This is a genomic window from Haemophilus parainfluenzae T3T1, from assembly GCF_000210895.1.
GTDB classification, from domain to species: Bacteria; Pseudomonadota; Gammaproteobacteria; order Enterobacterales; family Pasteurellaceae; genus Haemophilus_D; species Haemophilus_D parainfluenzae_A.
This window is the reverse complement of the sequence record NC_015964.1, coordinates 777301-795554: the sequence shown is the minus strand read 5'-3', so window position 1 is coordinate 795554 and position 18254 is coordinate 777301. Positions and strand designations below refer to the sequence as shown.

15 protein-coding genes and 2 pseudogenes are annotated in these 18254 nt (G+C 40.3%); 11 read left to right on the top strand and 6 right to left on the bottom strand.

The genetic code is table 11. The features are described 5' to 3' along the window. Positions 1–97 precede the first annotated feature (97 nt). The 3 genes and pseudogenes from PARA_RS04050 to PARA_RS04045 all read left to right on the top strand — a co-directional run. Positions 98–1948, top strand: a pseudogene (locus PARA_RS04050) (penicillin-binding protein 1A); the annotation flags it as partial. Between the two features lie 75 nt (positions 1949–2023). Continuing rightward, a pseudogene (locus PARA_RS10515) lies at positions 2024–2716 on the top strand (penicillin-binding protein 1A); the annotation flags it as partial. Positions 2717–2779: 63 nt separating this feature from the next. Continuing rightward, positions 2780–3625: a 23S rRNA (adenine(2030)-N(6))-methyltransferase RlmJ gene (locus tag PARA_RS04045; RefSeq protein ID WP_014064651.1), complete on the top strand. Its 846-nt coding sequence runs from the start codon at positions 2780–2782 to the stop codon at positions 3623–3625. A gap of 35 nt (positions 3626–3660) precedes the next feature. Here the strand turns inward: PARA_RS04045 and psiE are convergent, their stop codons facing one another. The 4 genes from psiE to rpsU form a co-directional block, all read right to left on the bottom strand. Next, a complete protein-coding gene (gene psiE / locus PARA_RS04040; RefSeq protein WP_014064650.1) occupies positions 3661–4077 on the bottom strand; it encodes a phosphate-starvation-inducible protein PsiE in 417 nt (138 codons plus the stop codon). Positions 4078–4211: 134 nt separating this feature from the next. Then, a complete protein-coding gene (gene rpoD, locus PARA_RS04035; protein ID WP_014064649.1) occupies positions 4212–6101 on the bottom strand; it encodes an RNA polymerase sigma factor RpoD in 1890 nt (629 codons plus the stop codon). Positions 6102–6170: 69 nt separating this feature from the next. Beyond that, positions 6171–7955 carry a DNA primase gene (gene dnaG, locus PARA_RS04030; protein ID WP_014064648.1) on the bottom strand — a complete coding sequence of 595 codons (1785 nt, stop codon included), beginning with the start codon at positions 7953–7955 and terminating at the stop codon, positions 6171–6173. 136 nt (positions 7956–8091) lie between these two features. Then, on the bottom strand, positions 8092–8307 hold the full coding sequence (rpsU, locus tag PARA_RS04025; protein ID WP_005694732.1) for a 30S ribosomal protein S21: 216 nt from the start codon (positions 8305–8307) through the stop codon (positions 8092–8094). A gap of 218 nt (positions 8308–8525) precedes the next feature. Here rpsU and tsaD point away from each other — a divergent pair, with 218 nt between their 5' ends. The 6 genes from tsaD to PARA_RS03995 all read left to right on the top strand — a co-directional run bounded on the left by tsaD (position 8526) and on the right by PARA_RS03995 (position 12920). After that, complete coding sequence (gene tsaD / locus PARA_RS04020) at positions 8526–9554, top strand: tRNA (adenosine(37)-N6)-threonylcarbamoyltransferase complex transferase subunit TsaD (RefSeq protein ID WP_014064647.1); 1029 nt, start codon at positions 8526–8528, stop codon at positions 9552–9554. 9 nt (positions 9555–9563) lie between these two features. Further along, a complete protein-coding gene (locus PARA_RS04015) occupies positions 9564–9800 on the top strand; it encodes a hypothetical protein (RefSeq protein ID WP_014064646.1) in 237 nt (78 codons plus the stop codon). Continuing rightward, a complete protein-coding gene (locus PARA_RS04010) occupies positions 9800–10381 on the top strand; it encodes a thymidine kinase (protein ID WP_014064645.1) in 582 nt (193 codons plus the stop codon). The genes PARA_RS04015 and PARA_RS04010 overlap by 1 nt, the downstream gene beginning before the upstream one ends. A gap of 36 nt (positions 10382–10417) precedes the next feature. Next, entirely contained in the window at positions 10418–11638 is a 1221-nt protein-coding gene (locus tag PARA_RS04005; RefSeq protein WP_014064644.1) for an aromatic amino acid transport family protein, read from the top strand. A gap of 274 nt (positions 11639–11912) precedes the next feature. Further along, positions 11913–12299: a YgiW/YdeI family stress tolerance OB fold protein gene (locus tag PARA_RS04000; RefSeq protein WP_005694737.1), complete on the top strand. Its 387-nt coding sequence runs from the start codon at positions 11913–11915 to the stop codon at positions 12297–12299. 57 nt (positions 12300–12356) lie between these two features. Next, positions 12357–12920: a hypothetical protein gene (locus PARA_RS03995; protein ID WP_014064643.1), complete on the top strand. Its 564-nt coding sequence runs from the start codon at positions 12357–12359 to the stop codon at positions 12918–12920. A 101-nt stretch (positions 12921–13021) separates the two neighbouring features. On the opposite strand, the gene ligA is transcribed toward PARA_RS03995, so the two are convergent. Both ligA and zipA read right to left on the bottom strand, forming a co-directional pair. Next, a complete protein-coding gene (gene ligA / locus PARA_RS03990) occupies positions 13022–15025 on the bottom strand; it encodes an NAD-dependent DNA ligase LigA (RefSeq protein ID WP_014064642.1) in 2004 nt (667 codons plus the stop codon). 82 nt (positions 15026–15107) lie between these two features. Beyond that, entirely contained in the window at positions 15108–16148 is a 1041-nt protein-coding gene (zipA, locus tag PARA_RS03985; RefSeq protein WP_014064641.1) for a cell division protein ZipA, read from the bottom strand. A gap of 170 nt (positions 16149–16318) precedes the next feature. On the opposite strand from zipA, the gene cysZ reads away from it, so the two are divergent. Next, entirely contained in the window at positions 16319–17164 is an 846-nt protein-coding gene (gene cysZ, locus PARA_RS03980) for a sulfate transporter CysZ (protein ID WP_014064640.1), read from the top strand. 100 nt (positions 17165–17264) lie between these two features. After that, the gene (gene cysK / locus PARA_RS03975) at positions 17265–18215 is read left to right on the top strand and encodes a cysteine synthase A (RefSeq protein WP_014064639.1); all 951 of its coding nucleotides are present in this window, start codon (positions 17265–17267) and stop codon (positions 18213–18215) included. The last annotated feature ends 39 nt before the right edge of the window (positions 18216–18254 follow it).

Here is an 18254-nt window from a genome sequence, read left to right as displayed (position 1 = left end):
TCTTTCCTATTCTTTAAGGGATTAATCTTTTATACTTAGCAGCCAAAATCATAATTTTGATTTTTTGAATATTCATTAAACCAGAGAGAATTTTACGATGCGGATCGCAAAATTAATATTAAGTACCCTATTTACGATATGTATACTGGGGTTAGTTGCCGGTGGAGTGTTTTATTTTCACTTAAAATCCTCCTTACCGTCGGTAGAAAGCTTAAAAACCGTTGAATTGCAGCAACCAATGCAAATCTATACGGCTGATGGAAAATTAATCGGTGAAGTGGGTGAACAACGCCGTATTCCGGTGAAATTAGAAAACGTGCCTCAACGTTTGCAAGATGCTTTCTTAGCAACGGAAGATAGTCGTTTTTATGACCATCATGGTTTAGACCCAATTGGTATTGCCCGTGCAATTTATGTTGCAGTCAGCAATGGTGGAGCCTCTCAAGGTGCAAGTACCATTACACAACAGCTTGCGCGTAACTTCTTCTTAACCCCAGAAAAAAAACTTATTCGTAAAGTACGTGAAGCGGTATTAGCGGTTGAAATTGAAAATACCTTGAGCAAACAGGAAATTTTAGAGCTTTATTTGAATAAAATTTTCTTAGGCTATCGTTCTTATGGTGTCGCAGCCGCTGCACAAACCTACTTTGGTAAAAACTTAGATGAATTAACGCTCTCTGAAATGGCTGTGATTGCAGGCTTACCAAAAGCACCTTCAACAATGAACCCATTATATTCACCAAAACGTGCGGAAGAACGCCGTAATGTGGTATTAGGTCGTATGTTGGATGAAAACAAAATCACCAAAGCAGAATATGATGCAGCCATCAAAGAGCCAATCGTCGCGAGTTATCACGGTGCAAAATTTGAATTCCGTGCAGACTATGTAACTGAAATGGTTCGTCAAGAAATGGTGAAACGTTTTGGTGAAGAAGATGCTTACACCAAAGGTTATAAAGTCTTTACAACTGTACTGTCAAAAGATCAAGCCGAAGCACAAAAAGCCGTACGTAATAACCTGATCGATTATGATATGCGTCATGGCTGGCGTGGTGGCGCGCCACTATGGAAAAAAGGTGAAGCTGTATGGGATAACGAGCGCATTGTCGCTTTCTTGAAAAAATTACCTGATTCAGAACCTTTTATTCCAGCAGCGGTAACCGCATTGGGTAAAAATGGGGCGGAATTACTTTTAGCTAACAATGAAACGATGACGCTGTCTTCAAACGCAATGCGTTGGGCAGGTAAATCACCCGTTAAAGTGGGTGAACAGATTTGGATTCGTAAACGTGATAACGGCGAATGGGTTTTAGGTCAAATTCCAGCGGCTAACTCTGCATTAGTTTCATTAAACTCAGATAATGGTGCAATTGAAGCCATGGTGGGTGGTTTTAGTTACGAACAAAGTAAATTTAACCGAGCAACCCAATCTTTAGTACAAGTGGGTTCTTCGATTAAACCATTTATCTATGCTGCGGCATTAGAAAAAGGTTTAACTCTTTCAAGCGTATTGCAAGATAGTCCTATCTCCATTCAAAAACCAGGACAACCCTTGTGGCAACCGAAAAACTCACCTGATCGTTATGACGGTCCAATGCGTTTACGTGTGGGGTTAGGTCAATCTAAAAACATGATTGCAATCCGAGCACTACAAACCGCAGGTGTTGGCTTCACTGCTGATTTCTTACAACGTTTTGGATTTAAACGTGATCAATATTTTGCCAGTGAAGCGCTTGCATTAGGTGCGGCATCCTTCACGCCATTGGAAATGGCGCGTGCTTACGCGGTATTTGATAACGGTGGTTTCTTAATTGATCCTTACCTTATCGAAAAAATTCAAGACAATACCGGTAAAGATTTATTTATTGCGAACCCAAAAATTGCTTGTATCACCTGTAATGATATTCCTGTAATTTATGGTGAAACTGAAGATAAAATTGATGGCTTTAAAGATGTGGCAGAAGTAGCTAATCCAGATAAGCTAAAATCAGCCAAAGGTAATAGCAATACCGATACAGATGAAGGTGAGGGAGATCAGCAACCAGACAATGTACCAGACTTACCAGAACTTCAAACATCTGCATTAAATGATGGTTCTGTTGATTTAATGGCGGATGCGAAAGATGGTGCAGCGAAACAAGAATACGCACCGCGTGTGATTAGTGGCGAATTAGCCTTCTTAATCCGTAGCGCATTAAATACGGCGATTTATGGTGAGCAAGGACTTAGTTGGAAAGGTACCAGCTGGCGTATTGCTCAAAGTATTAAACGTAGTGACATCGGTGGTAAAACCGGTACCACCAATAGTGCGAAAGTGGCTTGGTATGCAGGTTTTGGTGCAAACTTAGTCACCACAACCTATGTTGGTTTCGATGATAACAAACGCGTATTAGGTAAAGGTGAAGCGGGTGCAAAAACCGCAATGCCTGCGTGGGTCGCTTATATGAAAGCTGCACTTTCTGATATACCAGAACGTCAACTTGAACTTCCACCAAATATCATGGAAAAAACTATTGATAGTAACTCGGGTTTACTTTCTGAAGGTGGTGGTCGTAAAGAATACTTTATCGTTGGTACTGAGCCTAAACGTACTTATGTTGCAGAAATGCAAGAGCGCGGTTATTATGTCCCACCAGAGTTGCAACAACGCTTAAATGGTGGAACAGGCAAAACCAAAGACGCGATTCCAGCAACGCAACCAGAAGAATTATTCTAACGATTTAAATACTAAAAGTGCGGTTAATTTTGACCGCACTTTTTTACGTCAAAAGGACAAACCATGTTAAGTTATCGTCACAGTTTCCACGCTGGCAACCATGCTGATGTATTGAAGCACATTGTATTAATGTTGATTTTGGAAAACCTTTCTCTAAAAGAAAAAGGTTTTTACTATCTCGACACCCACTCTGGTGTTGGTCGTTATCGTTTAAGTTCTAATGAATCAGAAAAAACCGGCGAATACAAAGAAGGAATTGGCAGACTCTGGGAAAAAACAGATTTACCTGAAGAGGTGGCTCGTTATGTAGCTCTCATTAAAAAGCTCAATTATGGCGGTAAAGAATTACGCTATTATGCAGGTTCACCAATGATTGCCGCGCAATTATTGCGTCCTCAAGATCGTGCATTACTGACAGAATTACATCCGAGTGATTTTCCATTATTACGGAATAACTTTAAAGAATTCAAGAATATCACGACAAAATCAGAAAATGGTTTCCAACAACTCAAAGCGACGCTTCCTCCCAAAGAGCGCCGCGGTTTAGTGCTTATTGATCCGCCTTATGAATTAAAAGAGGATTATGATTTGGTGGTGAAAGCGATCGAAGAAGGTTATAAACGCTTTGCAACAGGTACTTATGCCATTTGGTATCCAGTGGTTCTACGCCAACAAACAAAACACATTTTTAAAGGATTAGAAGCAACGGGAATTCGTAAAATATTGAAAATTGAACTAGCTGTTCGCCCTGATAGCGATCAACGTGGTATGACCGCAAGTGGAATGGTGGTGATTAATCCACCTTGGCAATTAGAACAGCAAATGAAAGCTATTTTGCCTTATTTGACTCAAACACTCGTCCCGGAAGGTACGGGGAGTTGGACAGTGGAATGGATTGTGCCGGAATAATCCATTCCAAAACCTCGGTCAAAATGACCGCACTTTTAAATTTTAATTTTATTGGAATACAACACTAAACAAAGTGCAATAACCATAATTAAAATCGCGCCTGCGAATAAGATGGTATCAACTGAACTTTCATGATTCACAATAATCAGGCGCAACATGGCGGTAATCCCCGCGTAAATAAAATAACGCAAAGGAAAGTGATAGCCACTTTTAAAATATTGCACAATAAGGCCAATAAAACCGAAGTATAAGAAAAACATCACGGCTTGTTCAGCGACTTCATAAGGCACGACGCTTGATGTATTAAATACCATAATCGCTAAAGTGTACGTGATTTTAGCTAAAGCAATAATCAACACTAAAGCCAAAGCAATAAGTGAAAAACTTAATACTACTTTTAATACACCGGTAATCACTCGCGGCAATTTTTCTAGTTCTTGAGATTCTTCCATAAAGTTCCTTTTTGTTTTTTTGAATGACGAAAAGCGCGTATTTTAAAGGAATGTGATTTCGCGGTAAATAACCAAATTTAATCAAATAAAAAAGGCAGATATTTCTGCCTTTTCTTTTTTACATAAATGAATAATTACTCATCTAAGAAACTTCTCAATGTTTCTGAACGACTTGGATGACGTAATTTACGCAATGCTTTCGCTTCAATCTGACGAATACGCTCACGGGTTACGTCAAACTGTTTACCCACTTCTTCGAGTGTATGGTCAGTATTCATATCAATACCAAATCGCATACGTAACACTTTCGCTTCACGAGGGGTTAAGCCTTCTAACACTTCATGTGTCGCTACTTTTAAGCTTTGTGCGGTTGCAGAATCTAATGGCAATTCAAGGGTTGAATCCTCAATGAAGTCACCTAAATGTGAATCATCGTCGTCACCAATTGGGGTTTCCATAGAAATAGGTTCTTTCGCAATTTTAAGTACTTTACGAATTTTATCTTCTGGCATACCCATGCGTTCAGCAAGCTCTTCTGGTGTCGCCTCACGGCCCATTTCTTGTAGCATTTGACGAGAAATACGATTTAATTTGTTAATCGTTTCAATCATATGAACCGGAATACGGATTGTACGCGCTTGGTCTGCAATGGAACGCGTAATTGCTTGACGAATCCACCAGGTTGCATAGGTGGAGAATTTATAACCACGACGGTATTCAAATTTATCTACCGCCTTCATCAAACCGATATTCCCTTCTTGAATTAAATCCAAGAATTGTAAACCTCGGTTAGTATATTTTTTCGCAATAGAAATGACCAAACGTAAGTTGGCTTCAACCATTTCTTTTTTCGCACGGCGAGCTTTTTGTTCACCACGAGATACCGCATCACAAATCTCACGCATTTGTTGGATGGTGAGATTCGTATGTTGCTCAATATTCGCTAGGTTATCTAAAGATAAACGAATACGCTCTTCATATTTTGGTAAGCGTTTTGCCCAAGCTTTTGTTGATTTTAATGCTTTTGCTACCCATGCATCACTGCTGCCATTTGCAACAATCAGTGCCTCAAATTCATCTTTTGGCATACCTGCGATATCAACTAATACTTTTTGTAGTTGACGCTCTTCTGCGCGTACACGTTTCATCATATTCTTCATTGATAAAACAAGTGTATCAAATTGTTTTGGCACTAAACGGAATTGTTTAAAAATATCTGCAAGTTGAGCAATTTGGTCTTTTGCGCGTTTACCACTGCGTCCGTGTTTGGCAATAGTTGCTAATGTTTTAGTGTGTTGCTCTCTTAATGCCGAAAATCTTTCACGCGCTACTTCAGGATCGATGCTATTATCAGAATCGCTGTCATCAGAACTTGAGCTGCTATCGCTTTCATCTTCCTCATCGCTCTCATCATCAACATCTGCTGCGGCTCCAACACTCACCTCTTCGTCAGCAAAATTCTCATCAACATTCACGACTTCTTCTGCGGCAATATTTGGATCCACAAATCCGGTAATTAAATCAGCTAAACGATAATTTCCTGCTTCAACTTGATCATAATTATCCAATAATTCAGTTAACGCTTCTGGGTACGCAGCAATAGCAGTTTGAACTTCGTCAATCCCTTCTTCAATACGTTTTGCAATGCTGATTTCATCTTCACGGGTAAGAAGATCAACCGTTCCCATTTCACGCATATACATACGCACAGGATCGGTTGTACGACCGATTTCAGATTCCACATTTGATAAAATCTGCGTTGCTTCTTCCACTGCATCTTCATCCGGAATCGTGTCATTCAACATCATTTCGTCACTTTCCGGTGCTTCATCCAGAACCGGAATACCAGCATCATGCTGTAAAGTTTGCAACAACTTATCGTAATATTCTGGATCGATCAAATCTTCTGGAAGCAAGTCATTAATCTCTGCATAGGTTAAATAACCTTGCGTACGACCCAATTCCATAAGCTGTTCAATTTGTTCTGAATATTGCTCGGCGGTAGATTGTTGATTTTGTTCCATTTTTATTCCCGTTTTGCGTTATTTTTAGAAGATAAAAGCCCTTGTTTTAAACAGGACATTTTACCATTGTTATGACGGATTAACTAACTGTTTTTTCTGCTCTTCTTTTCCCTTGAGCAAATTCACTAAAATTGCTCGTTCTTGATCAGTTAAGCCTTCCGCCCTTTCTTTGGCGATAAGCATCTCAATATCACGTTCAATTGCTTGAATATTCAATCGACGATAGTTTTGAGAGAATGCATTAATGATTTCTAAGTCGTCTAATAGATGATCCCAAGACGCCAATATTTCAAGGGGTTTACTGAATTCTGTATCACGAAAATATTCTAAAATTTGCCCTGTTGTAATGCCTTCTCGTTCACGACAAAGTGCGGTCAATTTTTCGAGTAATTCGTAGCCTGCCTCATGCTTTAAGGCTTGCAACCCCACATCCGAAATACGATTCACTAACTGTGAATTCTGTAATAACAGCGAAATCACCACACGCATTGGCGTTTTCTTAATGGTTTTTTGTGGTGTTTTAGGTTTTGGTTCGGCTTTGCCTATTTGATTTGGAATTAAACTTTCAAGCTGTGATTGATCAAAGATCCCAAGCTTTTGTGCCAGCATATTTCGCAATGAAAGGCGCAGCATATCACCAGGAATTTGACGAATTAAAGGCGCCGCCAGCGCTACTAGCTTGCCTCGTCCTTCTTGCGTCGAAAAATCCACCTGTGGACTTAAATGTGCGAATAAGAATTCTGTGAGGGACTGAGCTTGATCGATATATTCTTCAAACTTTTCTTTACCATATTGACGAATATAAGTATCCGGATCTTCTCCATCTGGCAAGAAAATAAACTTAATTTGTCGTCCGTCTTCCAGATAAGGTAAGGCGTTTTCAAGTGCTCGCCAAGCGGCATCACGCCCTGCTCTATCACCATCGTAGCAACAAATGACTTGTTCTGTTGAACGAAACAATAATTGAATTTGCTCCGATGTCGTTGATGTCCCAAGAGAAGCCACCGCATAATTGACACCAAATTGCGCCAATGCCACCACGTCCATGTAGCCTTCAACCACCAGTAATTTTTCTGGCTCATCATTAATTTGTAAGGCTTCATACAAGCCATAAAGCTCATTTCCTTTATGGTATGTAATGGTTTCGGGTGAGTTTAGATATTTGGGTTTTTCATCCGTTAAAACACGTCCACCAAAGGCAACCGTACGACCACGTTTATCCCGAATCGGAAACATAATACGATTACGGAATTTATCGTACACATTGCCACGATCGTTTCGAGAAAGCATACCTAAATCAAACAGTTTTTTCTGTTCTTCTCGATTTTTGCCGAATTGACGCAACACCGTATCCATCGCATTGGGCACATAACCGATTTGGAAACGATCGATAATTTCGGGCGATAAACCACGTTGCTGAAGATAGCTTTGAGCAGGAATATTTAGCGGGAGTTGAGATTGATAAAACAACGCGATCTCTTGCATCAAATCGTATAAATTACGTTTTGTCTGATAGCTCACATCCGGTTTATTACCGAATTGATTTGGGCGTTTTTCATAAGGCACTTCAAGTCCTGCCGAAGCAGCAAGTTCTTCAACGGCTTCAACAAATTCTAATTTGTCATAATCCATTAAAAATGAAATCGCATTGCCTTTCGCGCCACAGCCGAAGCAATAATAGAATTGTTTTTTTTCACTTACCGTAAAGGAGGGTGTTTTTTCGTGATGAAACGGACAGCAAGCTTGATAATCTCGTCCCGCTTTTTTGAGTTTCACACGCGCATTAATCACATCGACAATATTCGATTTTGTGAGCAGATCATCAATAAATTGGCGTGGAATAGAGCCTTTCATTGCCTTGCCTCCTTGAATACGATGCGAAAGTGCGGTTGATTTTGCGTGACTTTTTTCGATGAATTTAAAGCAACAAAACCGTGATACCCAAAAGGTTTCACGGTTTGTCTTAACTCGAGTTAGAAAATACTACAAATTAGTATAAACGGGTATTGCGCGCGTTTTCGCGAGCATTACGTTTAGCGTGACGTTTAGCAAGAGTTGCTTTTTCACGTTTACGGATTGTAGTTGGTTTTTCATAGAATTCACGAGCGCGAACTTCTGCTAAAATACCAGCTTTTTCGCAAGAGCGTTTGAAACGACGTAAAGCTACGTCGAATGATTCGTTTTCACGTACTTTAATTACAGGCATAAGCCAATCACCTCAATGAGTTTAATTTAATTGCAATTTTAAATTTTTATTACTGCCGAATGAACGGCAAATTCAATAAAGGACGCAATTCTAATCGATCTTCCCTGCAAAAGCAAAGGAAAGATCGCCTATTTGCTGAAAATTTGGCGTTTGAACTGGTTTAAGCGGGCTAAACAAGGTAAAATCTTTGCCAATTTTTTTAATAAAATGAGAAGAAAATGCGTATTTTAGGGATCGAAACCTCCTGTGATGAAACAGGTGTCGCGATTTATGATGAAGACAAAGGCTTAATTGCTAATCAACTCTACACGCAAATTGCCTTGCATGCGGATTACGGCGGTGTGGTGCCAGAACTGGCTTCTCGCGATCACATTCGCAAAACAGCACCATTAATTAAAGCAGCATTAGAAGAAGCTAATTTAACCGCTGATCAAATTGATGGTATCGCCTATACAAGTGGCCCAGGTTTAGTGGGGGCATTATTAGTGGGCGCAACGATCGCGCGTTCACTGGCTTATGCCTGGAATGTGCCCGCTATTGGCGTACACCACATGGAAGGTCATCTACTTGCCCCAATGCTTGATGAAAATCGACCGCACTTTCCGTTTATTGCTCTCCTAGTTTCAGGTGGACACACACAGTTAGTACGCGTTGATGGCGTAGGGAAATATGAAGTCATTGGCGAATCCATTGATGATGCGGCTGGTGAGGCCTTTGATAAAACCGCGAAATTATTAGGATTAGATTATCCTGGTGGTGCGGCACTTTCACGTTTAGCCGAAAAAGGAGCGCCAGATCGTTTTGTATTTCCTCGACCAATGACGGATCGCCCTGGTCTTGATTTTAGCTTTTCAGGTTTAAAAACCTCAGCAGCAAACACCATTAATCAGGCGATCAAACAAGAAGGGGAATTAACCGAACAAACCAAAGCGGATATTGCGTTTGCCTTCCAAGATTCCGTCGTGGATACGCTCGCAATTAAATGTAAACGTGCCTTAAAAGAAACCGGCTATAAGCGTTTAGTGATTGCTGGCGGGGTGAGTGCAAACAAAAAATTACGTGAAACCCTTGGCGCTATGATGAAAAATCTTGGTGGTGAAGTATTTTATCCGCAACCTCAATTTTGTACCGATAACGGTGCCATGATTGCCTACACAGGCTTTTTACGCTTAAAACAAGGTCAGCATAGCGATCTCGCCATTGATGTTAAACCACGTTGGGCGATGACAGAACTCCCTGCAATTTAAGGAAAAAATATGGAAAATATGATTAAAGTAAGAGCCATGCGTGCAGCCGGTATCGCTTGTTTTTTAGTGCTCGCGATTATCGGTGGATGGATTTTTACCACACCAAGTGGCGATATCGTTAATGCGCTTTCAGCTGCCGGAAAAATGGTTGGCGGCGGTGCAACTTACGGGACCTTTATGCTAGCTGCCTGCCCGCCTGTTGCAGGATTTATTGCCTATTATTTCTGGAAATGGGTGATTAAATAATGGCAAAACTCTATTTTTACTACTCTACGATGAATGCGGGCAAATCAACCACGTTGCTGCAGTCTTCCTATAACTACCGTGAACGCAATATGAACACCATGGTTTATACGGCTGCCATTGATGACCGTTTTGGATTAGGCAAAGTCACGTCACGTATTGGTATTCATGAAGATGCCAATTTATTTACGTCAACGAGTGACCTTTTTGCCGAAGTGAGGCAACATTTACAACAAGAAAAAATTCATTGTGTTTTGGTTGATGAAGCCCAGTTTTTAACGAAACAACAAGTCTATCAATTAAGTGATGTCGTCGATAAACTGAAGATTCCTGTGCTTTGTTATGGCTTGCGTACTGACTTCCAAGCAGAGCTATTTGAAGGCAGTAAGTATTTACTTGCTTGGGCAGATCAACTAGAAGAATTAAAAACAATCTGTTATTGTGGGCGTAAAGCCAATTTCGTTTTACGTTTAAATGAACAAGGTGAAGTCATTAAGGAAGGGGAACAAATCCAAATTGGTGGAAACGACTCCTATCTTTCGGTTTGCCGCTATCATTACAAAGAAAAGTGCGGTCAGCTTTAACCTCATTTTTCAATTTTATACTCGGAGGACAATTTTATGCTAAAAAACAAAACATTCGGCAGTGCCTTGATCATTGCCGGCACGACCATCGGGGCAGGAATGCTTGCGATGCCATTAACCTCTGCCGGTATTGGTTTTGGTTACACCGTTTTCTTATTAGTCGGCTTATGGGCACTTTTGGTTTACAGCGGTTTACTTTTTGTTGAAGTCTATCAAACAGCCGATCGCTTGAATGATGGCGTGGCGACTCTCGCTGAGAAATACTTCGGCATCACTGGGCGTGTCTTAGCCACCTTTAGTTTGCTCATTTTACTTTATGCCCTTTCTGCGGCCTATATCACCGGGGGCGGTTCATTATTATCGGGTTTACCAACCGCTTTTGGTTTTGAAAATCTTTCCTCCGAACTTTCAATCATTTTATTTACCGTCGTACTCGGTGCCTTTGTGGTTGTAGGTACAAGAGGCGTTGATGGTGCCACCCGTATTCTGTTCATCGGTAAATTAATTGCCTTTGCTTTTGTGTTGTTCATGATGTTACCCAAAGTGTCTGTCGATAACCTGATGGCCTTACCTTTAAATTATGCTTTCGTGATCTCTGCGGCGCCAATTTTCTTTACCTCCTTTGGCTTCCACATCATCATGGGTAGCGTAAACAGCTATTTAGATGGTAGTGTGACTCAATTCCGTAAAGCGATTTTAATTGGTACCGCAATTCCACTTGTAGCTTATTTAGTGTGGCAATTAGCGACTCACGGTGTATTAAGCCAAAATGAATTCATACAAGTATTACAAGCGGATCCAACCCTTAACGGCTTGGTCAATGCAACTCGTCAAATCACGAACTCCCACATTATGGGTGAAATCGTACGTGTGTTCTCTGCACTTGCATTAATCACTTCTTTTCTTGGTGTGATGCTAGGGGTATTTGAAGGTTTAGGCGATTTATTTAAACGTTACAAATTGCCACACAACCGTTTAACACTTACCATTGCAGCCTTTACGCCACCACTTGCATTTGCCTTGTATTATCCTGAAGGCTTTATCGCTGCATTAAGCTATGCGGGTTTACTCTGTGCGTTCTACTGCTTGATTTTACCTATTGGTCTCGCATGGAAAACACGTCAAGCAAATCCAAATCTGCCTTATCGTGTAATCGGTGGAAACGTAACCTTAGTGATAGCCTTAGTAATTGGCGTAATCATTATGATCGTACCATTCTTAATTCAAGCAGGTTATTTACCTGCAGTAGCAGGCTAAAGTGCGGTAGATTTCCAGGGCATTTTTCTCATAAAAGTAGGGCTTAAACGCCCTATTTTTTATTTTCAAAAATTTTTCATTTTTTTACCTCTCTTAATCTTTCCTTAAGATTCTCTTGTTTAAATACACTCATCGAAAGGCAAACAATCCAATCGATAAATAAATCTGAAAAATGTTAATCACTTAAGAAAAGATTAAGATTTGAATGATTTAATACATCTGAAAGCAAAGCTTTCAACTTACTTTATGATTATCTTATTTAGGAGAACAAACTATGAAAAAATTACTTACTGTTGCAGCTATCGCATTATCTTCTGTTGCCGTATATAACACCGCAATAGCACAAGGATTTAATGATGGTCACAAGCACAACACCCAACAAGGTTTTGTCGATGAAAGTGTTATTGTAAAAACCGTTGATGATGCATTAAATGCCAATGATGACACTCCAGTTCGTTTAGACGGACAAATTGTAAAACAAATTGGTAAAAAGGATTTCTTATTTAAAGACGCAAGTGGAAAAGAAATTCAAATTGAAGTCAGCAAAAAAGCATGGAATGGTGAAACAATAGCACCTCAAGATAACATTCAAATTATCGGTAAAGTCGATAAAGAATGGAATAAAACAGAAGTGGATGTGAAACAAATCATCAAAAAATAAGTAACAAAATGACCGCACTTTTCTTAAGTGCGGTTAAAAATCCCAAAGGAGAAGAAAATGGAAAACGTACAAACAATGTCAGATCTTATGCAGCAAATTCAACAACGAATTGATTCAATAAAAGCCTCTGCCATGCAGCAACAAACAGAAATGAAACAGTCATTAAATGAATGTATTGAGCAAAGTGAAGCCATTCAAAATCAATTAGTTCAAAGCCAACAGCAATTAACATCACAATTGGAATACGGCACGGCAGTATTAATTGAACTGGAACAAGGGTTACAGCTAGATTTCAGTACAGAAATCGCCGAATTTGAACAGTTGTGTCAAAATGAAACCGCCGATACGACAGAATTAACGCAACGATTGGAACAGCATGTACAGGAAAAAATCACGTTCCAATTAAACGAATTAAAAACCAAAACAGGTATAGCCTTACAAGAGATTGGTCAGGTGACACTCCATATTAAGCAGTTATTTGGGGCAGAAAAAAGTGCTAAAGTGAAAGGGTTGGCAAAATTAAAACAACGTTTATATAAACGTTTTGGTAAACAGATTATTGCTTCAAAAGAATGCTTGGCAAAACAACTGGAACGCGGAGCCAGTAAATTAAGAGCTTAAAATGTCCGCTATCGTTTATTAAGAAGAAAAGTTAAACCGCACTTAATCTTGAGATGAGATGAAGTGCGGTCATTTTTTTAGTTTTTTTTCGATTGAGACGGTTAAATCTGAGCCAAAAATTCTTCTTCCGTTAGAACGGTAACACCTAATTCCTGTGCTTTTGTGAGCTTAGAACCCGCCGCATCACCGGCAATCACAAAATCCGTTTTTGCTGAAACCGATCCACTCACTTTCGCGCCCATATCTTGTAATAAGGCTTTAGCTTCATTACGCCCCATTTGAGTTAAAGTTCCGGTTAATACAACCGTTTTGCCTTTGAAGCGGTTTTCTATCACTTCTTTGGCTTCTACAGTTTCCCAATGTACGCCTTGAGCGATTAAATCATTCACCACCGCGACATTATGTGGTTCATGCCAAAATGCTAAAATACGATTAGCCACCACTTCGCCCACATCAGGCACTTGCTGTAAGGCTTCTAAATCTGCATTTTGCAAGGCTTCCAGGGTTTTAAAATGATTCGCTAAATTCAATGCCGTTGCTTCACCCACTTCACGAATCCCTAAAGCAAAAACAAAACGTGCTAACGTCGTATTTTTTGCTTTTTCAAGGCTCGCTAACGCATTTTCAGCTGATTTTGTACCCATTCTTTCCAAGCGAGTCAGCGCGGTTAAATCTAACTTAAATAAATCGGCGGGTGTATGAATTAACTCACGATCCACCAACTGCTCGATTAATTTCCCCCCTACGCCATCAATATCCATGGCCTTGCGAGAAACGAAATGTTTAAGCGCTTCTTTACGCTGTGCTGCACAGAATAAACCGCCTGTACAACGCGCTACCGCTTCGCCTTCAATACGAACAATTGCCGAATCACATACAGGACAAGTCTCAGGGAAAACAATCGGTCTCGCATCCGCTGGGCGACGATCGTGCAACACGCCGATAATTTGTGGGATCACATCCCCTGCACGACGAATCACTACCATATCGCCAATCGCAATGTCCAAGCGTTCGATTTCATCACCGTTATGCAATGTGGCGTTACTCACCGTGACACCAGCAACAAATACCGGTTCTAATTTTGCCACTGGTGTAATCGCCCCCGTTCTGCCTACTTGGAATTCCACGTCATTTAGGCGAGTTAATTCTTCTTGTGCAGGGAATTTATAAGCAATTGCCCAACGCGGCGCTTTGGAAATAAAACCTAATTTCTCTTGTAACGCAATATCATTAATTTTTAGCACGGTACCATCAATATCGTAGCCAAGAGAACTGCGTTTATTTTGAATATCACGATAAAAATCCAACACTTCATCTGTGCCGTTACATAAACGGATTTCTGGGTTTACCGGAATGCCAATAGACTTCAGCCATTGCAAACGATCATAATGCGTATTCGGCAAATCTACGCCTTCCGCAATGCCAATACCATAAGCATTCAAGACCAATGGACGTTTACTCGTAATTTTAGGATCAAGCTGACGCAACGATCCTGCCGCTGCATTACGTGGGTTAGCAAAGGTTTTCTCGCCTTTCTCTAAAGCCTGTTGATTTAAACGCTCAAAGCCTTCATGTGGCATAAACACTTCACCGCGCACTTCTAAACGAGCGGGAGGATTGTCCATTAAAAGCTGCAAGGGAATATTTCGAATCGTACGAATATTCGCGGTAATATCTTCCCCTGTTGTTCCATCACCACGGGTTGCCGCTTGAGTCAGTACGCCATTCACATACAAAATACTCACCGCTAAACCATCTAATTTCGGTTCACAACAAAAAGTAAGCGGGTCAGGCAAACGAATAAGACGATCTTCAATGCGTTTTACGAATGCATAAAATTCCTCGTCTGAAAATGCATTATCTAAAGACAACATTGGAATTTCATGACGAATTTGTGCAAAACCTGAAAGTGGTTTGGCGCCCACACGTTGAGTAGGTGAATCTGCCGTAATGAGTTCCGGATGGGCGGCTTCTAAGGCTTTAAGTTGGTGAAATAAACGATCATATTCTGCATCAGGAATGGTTGGATTATCCAACACGTGATATTCATATTCATAACGACGAAGATCCTGACGTAATGTATCAATTTGTTGCTGAAGGCTCATAATGTTCTCTAACGGTTTACTCATTGAATTAAAATGGGCGAACCATCGGCTCGCCCAAAGTGCGGTTATTTTTTCGTGCGTTTTATGCGATGCGAGATAAGTAATCCTGCTCAGCCATATCATCAAAAATCTCTTGCTGATCAGTCAATACCACGCCACCTAAATCTTCCGCGATGGTTTTCGCTGCGCGAATCATCATACGTAAGTTCGCCAAATTATTACCTGGAGATGGCAACTGCATAAAGAGTACCACACCCATGGTTGAAAACTCGGCCATATTGTAATAATCAAACGTACCGGGCTGTTCAATATTTGCCACACTAAATAACACTGGGCTTGCCACACTTAAATCAAAGTGGCGATGATACATTTGACGCTCGCCAAAAATGAATCCCAAGTTTTCTAACGATTGAGATAACTGCGGACCATAAAATTCACGATTTTGATTTGAAATCACATAAAGTTGAACAAAGCCAGTGGTTTGTTTTGGTTTTTCCACTTCTACTGGTTCGTGATAGTTGAAATGCACGTTCTCATGAGTAGGTTCTTGAGTTGGATTTAATGACATCTCGGCTAATTGCTCACGCAATTCAGGCGAAGAAGAATTCACACCATCAAAATCATTGCTTTGTGCTTCTAATTCTTCAATTGTCATTTCTGCTACACGCAGTTTTGGTTGTACATTCGTTTCAGGATAAACCACGGGTTCAGGTTGTGGAGCTGGCGCTGGAGCAGGTTGCGTCGTATTCATCTCATAAACTGGCTGATTTGGTAAAGAGATTTTAATATCATCCACGCTTTTTTCTATTTGACGCGCATCCACTTGAGCACGTTGCTCATCAAAATTAAATTGCTGTTGGTTTGCCGCCTGCGGTGCCACTTTAGGTTGAACATGTTGTTGTACTGGCTGCGCCGCTTGAGCACGATGTGTTAAACGAATATCCGCATTAGGATCAGCAGCTTGCGAAAAAGGATTGACCTCACCGTTTTTAGAAGTGCGGTTAAATGTATTCGCACTTTTAAAATATTTTGATTTCTCACGGCGATTTGACCATAATCCGTGTACCACTAAGGCAATTAAAGCAATTACCCCTAAAATAATCAAAATGGTATTTAAGTCCATTTTTGTTGCTCCTTAACGCAATGATTTTTGCTAATCCTATCACATTTCCACAGGTGAAAAAATAGGAAAGCAAACAAGATATTAAAAGGGATGAGATGGAATTTTTCTCAAAAAATATTGTCTTTCTGTGACATTTTGTATTTTTTACTTTTCAATTTAAAGGAACAATGATGATCGATCAAAATGAAATAAAATCTGCTTTCAATCATTTCGTGATGGGTTGGCATTTCATTACGCAAAAAGGTCTGCGCCGTTTTGTGATTATGCCGATTTTACTTAACGTCGTTCTGCTTACAGGCTTATTCTGGCTATTTGTCTCACAAATATCCACGATGATTGACTGGGTGATGAGCTTTATTCCAGATTGGCTAAGCTTTTTAAGCGTGATTTTGCTCGTGCTGTCTATTGGCTCAATTCTCTTATTTTTCTATTTTGCCTTTACAACGCTTTCAGGCTTTATTGCCGCGCCGTTTAATGGATTATTGGCAGAAAAAGTCGAAAAAATGCTGACTGGTGAAGCCGTTAATGATGATGGTTTTGCCGAAATTATGAAAGATGTGCCACGTATGCTAAATCGTGAATGGCAAAAACTATGGTACAGCTTACCGAAATTTGTGGGCTTGTTCTTATTAAGTTTTATCCCTGTTATTGGACAAACTATTATTCCAGTACTCACCTTCCTATTTACTTGTTGGATGATGGCGATTCAGTACTGTGACTACCCGTTTGATAACCATAAAATTTCTTTTGGCATTATGAAAAATGCGTTAGGCGAAAGACGTTCTCAAAGCTTGACATTCGGGGCATTAATTACCCTTTGTACCGCATTGCCGATCGTGAACTTAGTAATTATTCCTGTGGCGGTCTGTGGTGCAACGGTAATGTGGGTGGAAAATTATCGCTCACAATTAAAATTTGATATGAATTTTGACCGCACTTCAGGTTCAACACAAATTGTGACACGTTCTACGAGTACGGAAATTAAGCCTTCGGGAAACAGCATCGTGAATAAATAGCATTTAGTTATAAAATATAGCTATTAACTATTTTTTTTATATAAAAGCCAGTGTTATAACTACTGCATCAACTCATTCCAAAATATAAAAGGACAGTAAAATGACAATTTATGCAGATAACTCATACTCAATCGGTAATACGCCATTAGTTCGTTTAAAACACTTCGGACACAATGGTAACGTTGTCGTAAAAATTGAAGGTCGTAACCCAAGCTTCAGCGTGAAATGCCGTATTGGTGCCAATATGATTTGGCAAGCAGAAAAAGATGGCATTTTAACGGCTGGTAAAGAAATTGTAGATGCAACAAGCGGTAACACTGGTATCGCTTTGGCCTATGTGGCAGCTGCGCGCGGTTATAAAATCACCTTAACCATGCCTGAAACCATGAGCCTTGAACGTAAACGTTTATTACGAGGTTTAGGTGTGAATCTCGTGCTTACCGAAGGGGCAAAAGGGATGAAAGGCGCGATTGCCAAAGCGGAAGAAATTGTGGCATCTAATCCAAACCATTATGTGATGCTAAAACAATTTGAAAACCCGGCTAACCCTGACATTCACCGTCAAACTACCGGTGAAGAAATCTGGAAAGGCACTGAAGGTAAAGTGGATGTCGTAGTGGCTGGTGTGGGTACTGGCGGTACAATTTCTGGTATTTCCCGTGCGATCAAATTAGATCACGGTAAAAAAATCACCTCTGTGGCGGTTGAACCAACAGAATCACCTGTTATTAGCCAAACCCTTGCAGGCCAAGAAGTAAAACCGGGTCCACACAAAATTCAAGGTATCGGTGCGGGCTTTATTCCTAAAAACTTGGATTTATCGCTCATCGATCGCGTGGAAACTGTAGATAGCGATACGGCAATTGCGACCGCTCGTCGCTTAATGGCTGAAGAAGGGATTCTTGCGGGTATTTCTTCAGGTGCCGCTGTGGCAGCAGCTGACCGCTTAGCAAAACTACCAGAATTCCAAGATAAATTAATCGTCGCGATCTTACCTTCTGCCTCTGAACGTTATTTAAGTACGGCATTATTTGAAGGAATTGAGGCTTAATCTATTGATTGAATTCATTTTATCTAAGGTCTGTTTTTA

What these genes read in the sequence shown, in the direction of transcription:
- PARA_RS04045 (WP_014064651.1), top strand. Translation starts at nt 2,780, where the DNA reads ATGTTAAGTTATCGTCACAGTTTCCACGCTGGCAACCATGCTGATGTA.
- psiE (WP_014064650.1), bottom strand. Translation starts at nt 4,077, where the DNA reads ATGGAAGAATCTCAAGAACTAGAAAAATTGCCGCGAGTGATTACCGGT.
- rpoD (WP_014064649.1), bottom strand. Translation starts at nt 6,101, where the DNA reads ATGGAACAAAATCAACAATCTACCGCCGAGCAATATTCAGAACAAATT.
- dnaG (WP_014064648.1), bottom strand. Translation starts at nt 7,955, where the DNA reads ATGAAAGGCTCTATTCCACGCCAATTTATTGATGATCTGCTCACAAAA.
- rpsU (WP_005694732.1), bottom strand. Translation starts at nt 8,307, where the DNA reads ATGCCTGTAATTAAAGTACGTGAAAACGAATCATTCGACGTAGCTTTA.
- tsaD (WP_014064647.1), top strand. Translation starts at nt 8,526, where the DNA reads ATGCGTATTTTAGGGATCGAAACCTCCTGTGATGAAACAGGTGTCGCG.
- PARA_RS04015 (WP_014064646.1), top strand. Translation starts at nt 9,564, where the DNA reads ATGGAAAATATGATTAAAGTAAGAGCCATGCGTGCAGCCGGTATCGCT.
- PARA_RS04010 (WP_014064645.1), top strand. Translation starts at nt 9,800, where the DNA reads ATGGCAAAACTCTATTTTTACTACTCTACGATGAATGCGGGCAAATCA.
- PARA_RS04005 (WP_014064644.1), top strand. Translation starts at nt 10,418, where the DNA reads ATGCTAAAAAACAAAACATTCGGCAGTGCCTTGATCATTGCCGGCACG.
- PARA_RS04000 (WP_005694737.1), top strand. Translation starts at nt 11,913, where the DNA reads ATGAAAAAATTACTTACTGTTGCAGCTATCGCATTATCTTCTGTTGCC.
- PARA_RS03995 (WP_014064643.1), top strand. Translation starts at nt 12,357, where the DNA reads ATGGAAAACGTACAAACAATGTCAGATCTTATGCAGCAAATTCAACAA.
- ligA (WP_014064642.1), bottom strand. Translation starts at nt 15,025, where the DNA reads ATGAGCCTTCAGCAACAAATTGATACATTACGTCAGGATCTTCGTCGT.
- zipA (WP_014064641.1), bottom strand. Translation starts at nt 16,148, where the DNA reads ATGGACTTAAATACCATTTTGATTATTTTAGGGGTAATTGCTTTAATT.
- cysZ (WP_014064640.1), top strand. Translation starts at nt 16,319, where the DNA reads ATGATCGATCAAAATGAAATAAAATCTGCTTTCAATCATTTCGTGATG.
- cysK (WP_014064639.1), top strand. Translation starts at nt 17,265, where the DNA reads ATGACAATTTATGCAGATAACTCATACTCAATCGGTAATACGCCATTA.